This window comes from Streptomyces corynorhini, assembly GCF_003346515.1.
GTDB lineage: Bacteria > Actinomycetota > Actinomycetes > Streptomycetales > Streptomycetaceae > Streptomyces > Streptomyces corynorhini.
Genome location: NZ_QQNA01000313.1, coordinates 1 through 10194 on the forward strand (window position 1 = coordinate 1; position 10194 = coordinate 10194).

At 71.2% G+C, this 10194-nt stretch carries 8 protein-coding genes; 1 reads left to right on the forward strand and 7 read right to left on the reverse strand.

Annotated features, from left to right (window positions below):
• Positions 1 to 36: 36 nt before the first annotated feature.
• Complete coding sequence (locus DVH02_RS30380; protein ID WP_114627065.1) at positions 37 to 933, reverse strand: TIGR01777 family oxidoreductase; 897 nt, start codon at positions 931 to 933, stop codon at positions 37 to 39.
• 35 nt (positions 934 to 968) lie between these two features.
• On the opposite strand from DVH02_RS30380, the gene DVH02_RS30385 reads away from it, so the two are divergent.
• A complete protein-coding gene (locus tag DVH02_RS30385) occupies positions 969 to 1475 on the forward strand; it encodes a GNAT family N-acetyltransferase (RefSeq protein WP_114627066.1) in 507 nt (168 codons plus the stop codon).
• Between the two features lie 147 nt (positions 1476 to 1622).
• On the opposite strand, the gene DVH02_RS30390 is transcribed toward DVH02_RS30385, so the two are convergent.
• From DVH02_RS30390 to lpdA, 6 genes are all read right to left on the reverse strand, one after another.
• Positions 1623 to 2144 (reverse strand): DUF4240 domain-containing protein, encoded by a 522-nt coding sequence (locus DVH02_RS30390; RefSeq protein WP_114627067.1) that lies wholly within the window; start codon positions 2142 to 2144, stop codon positions 1623 to 1625.
• Positions 2145 to 2230: 86 nt separating this feature from the next.
• The gene (locus DVH02_RS30395; RefSeq protein ID WP_114627068.1) at positions 2231 to 3196 is read right to left on the reverse strand and encodes a helix-turn-helix transcriptional regulator; all 966 of its coding nucleotides are present in this window, start codon (positions 3194 to 3196) and stop codon (positions 2231 to 2233) included.
• 157 nt (positions 3197 to 3353) lie between these two features.
• Positions 3354 to 6035: a pyruvate dehydrogenase (acetyl-transferring), homodimeric type gene (gene aceE, locus DVH02_RS30400; RefSeq protein WP_114627069.1), complete on the reverse strand. Its 2682-nt coding sequence runs from the start codon at positions 6033 to 6035 to the stop codon at positions 3354 to 3356.
• Positions 6036 to 6252: 217 nt separating this feature from the next.
• Entirely contained in the window at positions 6253 to 6876 is a 624-nt protein-coding gene (locus tag DVH02_RS30405; RefSeq protein ID WP_114627070.1) for a GntR family transcriptional regulator, read from the reverse strand.
• Between the two features lie 120 nt (positions 6877 to 6996).
• Complete coding sequence (gene sucB / locus DVH02_RS30410; protein WP_114627071.1) at positions 6997 to 8592, reverse strand: 2-oxoglutarate dehydrogenase, E2 component, dihydrolipoamide succinyltransferase; 1596 nt, start codon at positions 8590 to 8592, stop codon at positions 6997 to 6999.
• 57 nt (positions 8593 to 8649) lie between these two features.
• Positions 8650 to 10038 (reverse strand): dihydrolipoyl dehydrogenase, encoded by a 1389-nt coding sequence (lpdA, locus tag DVH02_RS30415; RefSeq protein WP_114627072.1) that lies wholly within the window; start codon positions 10036 to 10038, stop codon positions 8650 to 8652.
• Positions 10039 to 10194 lie beyond the last annotated feature (156 nt).

The window sequence follows — 10194 nt, forward strand, 5'->3', positions numbered from 1 at the left end:
GGACCCGTCCCGGACCCGCGCCGCGCGCGAGCGCCGCTACACGGCGGCCCGCACCGCCTCCTCCACCGTCGGGAACGCGAACGTGAAGCCCGACTCCAGCAGGCGCGTCGGCAGGACCCGCTGGCTGCCCAGGACATCCTCCGCGAGGCCGCCCAGGGCCACGCGGAGCGCGGCGGCCGGGACGGGGAAGAGAGCCGGGCGGTGCAGGACGCGGCTCATCGCCGCGGTGACCTCGCGGTTGGTCACCGGGTGCGGGGCCGTGAGGTTGACCGGGCCCTCCAGGGTGTCGGTGTCGATGAGGTGGCGCAGGGCCGCGACCTCGTCGTGGAGCGCGATGAAGCTCCAGTACTGGTGCCCGTCCCCGAGCCTGCCTCCCACGCCCGCGCGGAACAGGGGGAACAGGCGCCCCCACGCGCCGCCCTTCGCGGCGACGACCAGGCCGGTGCGGGCGAAGACGGTACGTACGCCCGCCTCCTCTGCCGCCAGCGCGGCCTCCTCCCACTCGACGCACAGGGCGGGCAGGAACCCGTCGCCCGGCGGCGTGCTCTCGTCGACCTGCCGGTCCCCGGTGTAGCCGTAGAAGCCGATCGCGGAGCCGGAGACCAGCACCCGGGGCGGCTCGTCGAGCGAGGCCACGGCCTCGGCGAGGGTGGCGGTGCCGAGGACCCGGCTGTCGCGGATCTCCTTCTTGTACGCCTCGCTCCAGCGCCGCCCGGCGATGCCCGCCCCGGCGAGGTGGACGACGGCGTCGGTGCCGTTCAGGGCGCGTGCGTCGACGTGCTGCCGTTCGGGGTCCCAGGTGATCTCGTCGGCGGCCCGCGCGGAGCGGCGCACCAGGCGCGTCACCTCGTGGCCGTCCGCGCGCAGGGAACGTACAAGTGCCGTACCGATGAGCCCGGTGGAACCGGTGACCGCGATCCTCATGGGTTCCATCCTGCCTCTCCGGTGCCCCATGGCACAGTTGCGCCATGGCTGTCCCGCAGATTCGCCCCGCGTCCCGTGCCGACGACGACGCGCTGAACGCGCTCGACCGGGCCGCCTGGTCACCGCTGCACGCGGTGACGCCCAGGCCGGCGCCGCCATACGGGCCCTTCTTCGACGCGCTGCACCCGGTGGAGGAGTTCCTGGTGGCGGAGCTGGCGGCGGGCGGCCGGGAGGACGCCACCGCCGGGTACATCCGGGTGGCCAGGCCCACGCCGCTCGCCAGCAACGCGCACGTACGGCAGATACAAGGCCTGGCCGTCCACGAGTGGGCGCGCGGCCGGGGCGTGGCGCGCGCCCTGCTGCGCGCCGGGGCGCTGCACGCGCGCAACCAGGGAGCGCGGCGGCTGACGCTGCGGGTGCTGGGGCACAACGCGCCCGCGCGCGAGCTGTACGCGTCGGAGGGCTTCGTCGTCGAGGGGGTCCTGCCCGGCGAGTTCCTGCTGGACGGTGCCTACGTGGACGACGTATTCATGGCCCTGCCGCTGACCTGATCTGACCTGATCTGACCTGACCGGGAGTCAGGGAGCCGGGCAGCAGGGGAGCCGGTGGGCCGGTGGGCCAAGGGGCCAGGAAGCCGGTCGGCCGAGGGAGCCAAGGCGCCAAGGCGCCAAGGAGCCGGTGGGCCGGGGCCCGGCGGCTCACTCCGGGCCGAACCGCTCGGACAGCCGGGGGAACCGCTCCGTCAGCGCCGCCTCGTTCTCGAAGTCCAGCGGCGTGCCCGTCGGCTCGGCGGACTGCGCCGCGATGCCCAGGGCCGGGGCCACCACGCCCGTCAGCTGCTCGTACGCCTCGTCCGCCGCGTAGCCCAGCTCCTCGCCGTCGCCGTCGACGCGTTCGTCGAAGTCGTCCAGCAGCTCCGCGAGGCTGTCCGGGTCGTGCACCGCGCCCTCGAAGATCTCGCGGCCCTGCCCGATGAGCCAGCAGCGGAAGTAGTCGAAGGCGTCGTCGCTCGCGCCGTCGAGCAGGACGGCCGCCGCGCCCCACAGGTCCCACTGGTACGCGCGGTTGTAGCGGGACTCGAAGTGGCGCGCGAAGTCCAGTACGGAGTCGGGATCGAGCTGGAGCAGCCGCTCGACCAGTAGATCGGCATGGTCCTCGGGGTCGCCGTCGGCGGCCTCGCGGGTCGTGTCGATGATCTCCCAGAACTCCGTCTCGTCCATCACGGGTCAAGCATCCTGCCTGGGAGGGGGCCGCGCACGCGGAGCCGCTGTTTCGTAGCCGGATGTTCCTTTCCGGTATCACCCGTTCAGCCGTACAGTCCCCGCAAACGCTCGGCCGTGGCCCTGAAACGGTCCCGCAGCGCGGCGGGTTCCAGCACCTCGGCCTCCGGGCCCAGCGCCAGCAGCTGGCCGTACGCGACGTCCATCGACTCCACGGGCAGGACCACCGTGAGCAGGCCCGCCTCGTCCGGGGCGCCCGCCGCCCCGATCGCGTCCCGCGCGGCCAGCCGGTCCGTGACGTGCGGCAGCCTGCGGACGCCGTCGGGGGAGAGGCGCAGGAGGACCTCGGTACGCAGCAGCGAGCGGGCGAACTCGGTGGACCGTTCCTCCCAGAACGCGGGGAGATCGAAGGACTCATCTCTGACAAAACGTTCCTGCAGGATCTCCGCGCTGGTGAACCGGTCGATCCGGTAGACCCGCAGAGCCTCCTCGACACCGGCGCACAGATACCAGACGCCCGCCTTGAGGACCAGACCGTACGGGGCCAGCTCCCGTTCCGCCTCCGTGCCCCGGCGCGGATAGCACGCCCTCAGCAGCCGGTCCGACCAGACGGCCTCGGCGACCAGCGGCAGCAGCTCGGGCGTCCGGGGCTCGTGGTACCAGCCGGGCGCGTCCAGATGGAAGCGCTGCGCCGCCGAGTCCGACGCGTCGCGCAGCGACGGCAGCAGCGCCGCCGACACCTTGAGCCGGGCCGCCGACGACACGTCGTCGAGCCCCATCTCGCGCAGCGCGCCCGGCACCCCGGACAGGAACAGCGCCTCGGCCTCACCGCGCGCCAGCCCGGTCAGCCGGGTGCGGTAGCCGCCCACGAGCCGGTAGCCGCCGGTCCTGCCGCGGTCCGCGTAGACCGGGACCCCGGCCTCGGAGAGCGCCTGGGCGTCCCGGGTGATGGTCCGTTCGGAGACGTCGAGTTCGCGGGCCAGTTCACCCGCGGTCATGGAGGGTCTGGACTGGAGCAGAAGCACCATCTTGATCAGCCGGGCAGCACGCATGACTCCATGATGCAGGCAGCCCCTGTCACTGGGTGACAGGGGCTCCCCGAGCTGGTATAGGGGCCACGGATCGCGCCGCGGCCCCCATGGCCCGGTCCTGGAGGGTCAGAGACCGTCCGGGTCCTGGAGGGTCAGAGACCGTCCGGGTCCTGGAGGGTCAGAGACCGTAGCGCTCGCGTGCCTCCGCGACCAGCTCCGGCTTGACCTCGCCGCGGCGGGCCAGCTGCGCCAGCGCCGCCAGCACGATCGACTGCGCGTCGACGCCGAAGTGGCGACGGGCCGCGTCACGGGTGTCGGAGAGGCCGAAGCCGTCCGTACCGAGCGAGGTGTAGTCCTGCTCGACCCACTGGCTGATCTGGTCCGGGACCTGGCGCATCCAGTCGCTGACCGCGAGTACGGGACCCGGCGCGCCGGACAGCGCCCGCGTCACGTACGGCACCCGCTGCTCGCCGCGCAGCAGCGCCGCGTCGGCCTCCAGCGCGTCCCGGCGCAGCTCGCTCCACGAGGTGGCGGACCAGACGTCGGCCGTCACACCCCAGTCGGCGGCCAGCAGCTCCTGCGCCGCCAGGGCCCAGTGGATGGCCGTACCGGAGGCCAGCAGCTGGGTGCGGGGCGCGTCGGCGGCGGCCGGGGCGCCTTCCTTGAAGCGGTACAGGCCCTTGATGATGCCCTCCTCGACGCCCTCGGGCATCGCGGGCTGCGGCATCGGCTCGTTGTAGACCGTCAGGTAGTAGAAGACGTCCGAGTCCTCGCCGGGGGCGGCCTGCCCGTACATCCGGCGCAGACCGTCCTTGACGATCACCGCGACCTCGTACGCGAACGCCGGGTCGTAGTTCAGCGACGCCGGGTTGGTGGACGCGATCAGGTGCGAGTGGCCGTCCGCGTGCTGGAGGCCCTCGCCCGTCAGGGTCGTACGGCCCGCCGTGGCGCCGACGATGAAGCCCTTGCCGAGCTGGTCGGCGAGCTGCCACATCTGGTCGCCCGTGCGCTGCCAGCCGAACATCGAATAGAAGATGTAGAAGGGGATCATCGTCTCGCCGTGCGTCGCGTACGACGTGGCGGCGGCGATGAAGTCCGCCATGGACCCGGCCTCGGTGATCCCCTCGTTGAGGATCTGGCCGTCCTTGGCCTCCTTGTAGTACATGATCTGGTCGCGGTCGACCGGGTCGTACGTCTGGCCCAGCGGCGAGTAGATACCGGCCGACGGGAACAGCGCCTCCATGCCGAAGGTGCGCGCCTCGTCCGGGACGATGGGGACCCAGCGCTTGCCGGTCTCCTTGTCCCGCATCAGGTCCTTCATCAGGCGCACGAAGGCCATCGTCGTCGCCACGGACTGCTTGCCCGAGCCCTTGTAGACCGCCTGGAACGCCTTCTCGGACGGCTCGGGCAGCGCCACCGCGTGCACCCGGCGGGCCGGAGCGGGACCGCCCAGCTCCGCGCGGCGCTCCTGGAGGTAGCGCACCTCGGGCGAGTCTGCGCCCGGGTGGCCGTAGGGCACCAGGCTCTCGTCCAGCTTCGCGTCCGGGATCGGCAGGTCGAGCAGGTCGCGCATGGTGCGGAACTGCTCGCCGGAGAGCTTCTTCATCTGGTGGTTGGCGTTGCGCGACTCGAAACCGGCGCCGAGCGTGTAGCCCTTCACCGTCTGCGCGAGGATCACGGTCGGCGCGCCCTTGTGGGCGAGCGCCGCGCGGTAGGCCGCGTACACCTTGCGGGCCTCGTGGCCGCCGCGCGAGGTGTAGAAACACTCGGCGATCTTCGCGTCGGACAGCAGCTTCGCCAGCTCGATCAGCGCCGGGTCGACGCCGAAGAAGTGCTCACGGATGTAGGCGACGTCGCGGGTCGCGTACGTCTGGAACTGGGCGTCCGGCACCTGGCGCAGTCGGCGGACCAGCGCGCCCTTGGTGTCCAGCGCGAACAGCTCGTCCCAGGCCGAGCCCCACAGCGACTTGACGACATTCCAGCCCGCGCCGCGGAACTGGGCCTCCAGCTCCTGCACGATCTTGAAGTTGGCGCGGACGGGACCGTCGAGCCGCTGGAGGTTGCAGTTGATGACGAACGTCAGGTTGTCCAGCTGCTCGCGGGAGGCGAGCGCGAGGGCGGCGGTCGACTCCGGCTCGTCCATCTCGCCGTCACCGAGGAACGCCCAGACGTGCGAGTTGCTGGTGTCCTTGATGGAGCGGTTGGTCAGATACCGGTTGAAGCGCGCCTGGTAGATCGCCGAGAGCGGGCCGAGCCCCATCGAGACGGTGGGGAACTCCCACAGCCAGGGCAGCCGCCGGGGGTGCGGGTACGAGGGCAGGCCCTGGCCGCCGGACTCCTGGCGGAAGTGGTCGAGGTCCGTCTCGGTGAGCCGGCCGTCGAGGAAGGCGCGGGCGTAGATGCCGGGGGAGGCGTGGCCCTGGATGTAGAGCTGGTCGCCCGAGCCGTCCCCCTCCTTGCCCTTGAAGAAGTGGTTGAAGCCCGTCTCGTACAGCCAGGCGGCCGACGCGAAGGTGGCGATGTGGCCGCCGACGCCGTAACGGGCGCCCCGGGTGACCATGGCCGCCGCGTTCCAGCGGTTCCAGGCGGTGATCCGGGACTCCATCTCCAGGTCGCCGTCGAACGCTGGCTCGGCGGAGGTGGGGATGGTGTTGACGTAATCGGTCTCCAGCAGCGCCGGTACCGGGACCCCGGCCGTTCCTGCGTGCTGGAGGGTGCGCCGCATCAGGTACGCGGCGCGGTGCGGGCCGGCGTGCTCGGTGACGGCGTCGAGCGAGGCCGCCCACTCGGCGGTCTCCTCGGCATCACGGTCCGGGAGCTGGTCCAGCTCGCTCGGAAGTTTGCCTACGGGGTCGGGCATGGTCGCCGCCTTCCGGACAGGAGGGGGGTGGAGAAATGGCCTTGTCTGGCAGGACAGGGCGAAGGGCTGGGTGCAGCCCGTCGTCGACTGTAAGTCGTTGATCGATGATCGATCAAAGGGTTGAAAGGAAAAACTTCACGATCTCAAGGAATTGGCACACCGTGCCGTGATAGTGGGCACCGAGTGACCAGGGGGAATCCGGGGCGTACGGGATGATTCAGGCACGCGGCGCACATCCGAGCACATGGTCCTTCACCAGTGCGCCGATGCCGGGATCGCGCCGCCGGAACGCCTCGACCAGCTCTTGGTGCTCTTCCGCGTACGACTTCTGCACGGTCCCCAGCCAGCGGATCGACAGCGCGGTGAAGACCTCGATGCCCAGCCCCTCCCAGGTGTGCAGCAGGACGGCGTTCCCGGCCGCCCGCACCAGCTCGCGGTGGAAGCCCACGGTGTGCCGCACCTGGGCGGTGCCGTCGGCCAGGCTGTCCGCCGTGTACAGCGCGCTCACATGCGGCACCAGCGCGGAGCAGTCCGCCGCGAGACGCTCGGCGGCCAGCTCGGCGGCGATCTGTTCCAGCCCCGCCCGCACCGGGTAGCTCTCCTCCAGATCGGCCGCGGTCAGGTTCCGGACCCGTACGCCCTTGTTCGGCGCGGACTCGATCAGCCGCAGGCTCTCCAGCTCGCGCAGGGCCTCGCGCACGGGTGTCTGGCTGACCTGGAGTTCGGTCGCTATCCGCCGCTCCACGATCCGCTCGCCCGGCTTCCAGCGGCCGCTGACGATCCCCTCCACGATGTGCTCGCGGATCTGTTCGCGCAGCGAGTGGACGACGGGCGCGGTCATGAAAGGGCTCCTCGGGGTCAGCGGTCGATGGACAACGATACGGCGACGCCCCCGCCCGGAGGAGATTCCGGGCGGGGGCGTCGTTGCCGTACAGCGTGCCTGGGGCGTTCTGGATCAGCCCTACAGGCCGAGTTCGACCTCGAACTCGCCGGCTTCGAGGATCGCCTTGACCGCCGTCAGGTAGCGGGCGGCGTCGGCGCCGTCCACCAGACGGTGGTCGTAGGAGAGCGCGACGTACGTCATGTCGCGCACCGCGATGGTCTCGCCGAGGTCCGGGTGGTTGATGACCACGGGACGACGGACGGTGGCACCGATGCCCAGGATGGCGACCTGGCTCGGCGGCACGATGATCGTGTCGAACAGGGCGCCGCGCGAACCGGTGTTGCTGACGGTGAAGGTCGCGCCGGCCAGGTCGTCCGGGGTGATCTTGCTCGCCCGGACGGCCGCCGCCAGCTCCGCGGTCTTCTTGGAGATACCGGCGATGTTCAGGTCGCCCGCGCCCTTGATGACCGGCGTCATCAGACCCTTCTCGGAGTCCACGGCGATGCCGATGTTCTCCGAGTCGAAGTACGTGATGGTGCCCTCGTCCTCGTTGATCCGGGCGTTGATGACCGGGTGGGCCTTCAGCGCCTGGGCCGCCGCCTTGACGAAGAACGGCATCGGGGACAGCTTGACGCCCTCACGGGCGGCGAAGGAGTCCTTCGCCTGCGCGCGCAGCCGCATCAGCTTGGTGATGTCCACCTCGATCACCGAGGTCAGCTGGGCCTGCGAGTGCAGCGCCTTCATCAGGTTGTCGCCGATGACCTTGCGCATGCGGGGCATCTTGACGGTCTGCCCGCGCAGCGGGGACACCTCCAGCTTCGGCGCCTTCGACGCGGCGGCCGGAGCGGGCGCGGCGGCGGGGGCCTGGGCCTGGGCGGCGGCCTTGGCGGCCTCCGCGGCGGTGATGACGTCCTGCTTGCGGATACGGCCGCCGACGCCGGTGCCCTTGACGGTGCTCAGGTCGACCGCGTTCTCGGAGGCGAGCTTGCGCACCAGCGGCGTGACGTACGCGCCGTCGTCACCCGCGGTCGCGGCCGGAGCGGCACCCGGGGCGCCGATCACGGCGAGCCTGGCGCCGACCTCGGCGGTCTCGTCCTCGCCGACCACGATCTCCAGCAGCACACCGGCGACCGGGGCGGGGATCTCGGTGTCGACCTTGTCGGTGGAGACCTCCAGAAGAGGCTCGTCCTCCGCGACCTCCTCGCCGACCTCCTTCAGCCACCGGGTGACGGTGCCCTCGGTGACCGACTCGCCCAGCGCGGGCAGCGTGACATCGGTACCGGAGGCGCCACCGGCCGGGGCGGCGGCAGCGGGCTCGGGCTCGGGCTCGGCGGCGGGCGCCGGAGCCGCGGGGGCCTCGGCGGCGGGCGCCGGGGCCGGGGCCTCGACGGGAGCCGGAGCGGCCTCCGTCGGCTGGGCCGCCTCCTGGCCGCCCGTACCGTCGTCGATGATCGCCAGCTCGGAGCCGACCTCGACGGTCTCGTCCTCGGCGACCTTGATCGACGCCAGCACACCGGCGACGGGCGCCGGGATCTCGGTGTCGACCTTGTCGGTGGAGACTTCCAGCAATGGCTCGTCGGCCTCGACGCGCTCACCCTCGGCCTTCAGCCAGCGGGTGACAGTGCCCTCGGTGACGCTCTCGCCGAGCGCCGGCAGGGTTACGGAAACCGCCATGGTTTCAGTTGCTCCTTACAGATGTGCGGTAGTGGTCGTCGCGCCCGGACTGAATCATCAGTCGTGGGAGTGGAGGGGCTTGCCGGCCAGGGCCAGGTGGGCCTCGCCGAGCGCCTCGTTCTGAGTCGGGTGGGCGTGGATGAGCTGCGCGACCTCGGCCGGCAGGGCTTCCCAGTTGTAGATCAGCTGTGCTTCGCCGACCTGCTCGCCCATACGGTCACCGACCATGTGGACGCCGACCACGGCGCCGTCCTTCACCTGGACGAGCTTGATCTCGCCGGCGGTCTTGAGGATCTTGCTCTTCCCGTTGCCCGCGAGGTTGTACTTGAGGGCGACGACCTTGTCCGCGCCGTAGATCTCCTTGGCCTTGGCCTCGGTGATACCGACGGAGGCGACCTCGGGGTGGCAGTACGTCACCCGGGGCACGCCGTCGTAGTCGATCGGAACGGTCTTCAGGCCGGCCAGCCGCTCGGCGACGAGGATGCCCTCGGCGAAGCCGACGTGCGCGAGCTGGAGGGTCGGGACGAGGTCACCGACGGCGGAGATCGTCTCCACGTTCGTCCGCATGTACTCGTCGACGACCACGTAACCGCGGTCGAGCGCGACGCCCTGCTCCTCGTAGCCGAGGCCCTGCGAGACCGGGCCGCGGCCGATCGCGACCAGCAGCACCTCCGCCTCGAAGGTCTTGCCGTCGGCCAGGGTCACCCGGACGCCGGTCTCGGTGTACTCGGCCTTCTCGAAGAACGTGCCGAGGTTGAACTTGATGCCGCGCTTGCGGAACGCGCGCTCCAGCAGCTTGGAGCTGTTCTCGTCCTCCAGCGGCGCGAGGTGCTTGAGGCCCTCGACGACCGTCACGTCCGTGCCGAACGACTTCCACGCGGAGGCGAACTCGACGCCGATGACACCGCCGCCCAGGATGATCGCGGACTGCGGGACGCGGTCCAGGGTCAGCGCGTGGTCGGAGGAGATGATCCGGTCGCCGTCGATCACCAGACCGGGCAGCGACTTCGGCACGGAGCCGGTCGCGAGCAGGACGTGACGGCCCTGGACGTGCTGGCCGTTCACCTCCACGGAGGTGGGGGAGGACAGCCGGCCCTCGCCCTCGATGTACGTCACCTTGCGGGAGGCGACCAGCCCCTGGAGGCCCTTGTACAGGCCCGAGACGACCTCGTCCTTGTACTTGTGCACCCCCGCGATGTCGATGCCCTCGAAGGTGGCCTTGACCCCGAACTGCGCGCTCTCGCGCGCCTGGTCGGCGATCTCGCCCGCGTGCAGCAGCGCCTTTGTCGGGATGCAGCCGTTGTGCAGGCAGGTACCGCCCAGCTTGTTCTTCTCGATCAGTGCGACGTCCAGGCCCAGCTGCGCTCCGCGCAGCGCCGCGGCGTAACCGCCGCTACCGCCGCCGAGGATCACTAGGTCGAAAACGGTGCTGGCGTCGTTCGCCACGTCACGTCCTCCATGCATGTGCGCCGGGCGCGGTCCGGTGACCGGGCGGCGGCTGGTCTTCGGCCGCTATGTCGTCGGCCCTGTGGTGGGGGCCCTGTCCTGCCGATTACCCATCTTCGCACGGTGCGCGGTCCGGCGGGGGCGGGGGTGGCGGGG

Coding starts and splice junctions, on each gene's coding strand:
- DVH02_RS30380 (WP_114627065.1), bottom strand. CDS start 933: ATGGAACCCATGAGGATCGCGGTCACCGGTTCCACCGGGCTCATCGGT.
- DVH02_RS30385 (WP_114627066.1), top strand. CDS start 969: ATGGCTGTCCCGCAGATTCGCCCCGCGTCCCGTGCCGACGACGACGCG.
- DVH02_RS30390 (WP_114627067.1), bottom strand. CDS start 2,144: ATGGACGAGACGGAGTTCTGGGAGATCATCGACACGACCCGCGAGGCC.
- DVH02_RS30395 (WP_114627068.1), bottom strand. CDS start 3,196: ATGCGTGCTGCCCGGCTGATCAAGATGGTGCTTCTGCTCCAGTCCAGA.
- aceE (WP_114627069.1), bottom strand. CDS start 6,035: ATGCCCGACCCCGTAGGCAAACTTCCGAGCGAGCTGGACCAGCTCCCG.
- DVH02_RS30405 (WP_114627070.1), bottom strand. CDS start 6,876: ATGACCGCGCCCGTCGTCCACTCGCTGCGCGAACAGATCCGCGAGCAC.
- sucB (WP_114627071.1), bottom strand. CDS start 8,592: ATGGCGGTTTCCGTAACCCTGCCGGCGCTCGGCGAGAGCGTCACCGAG.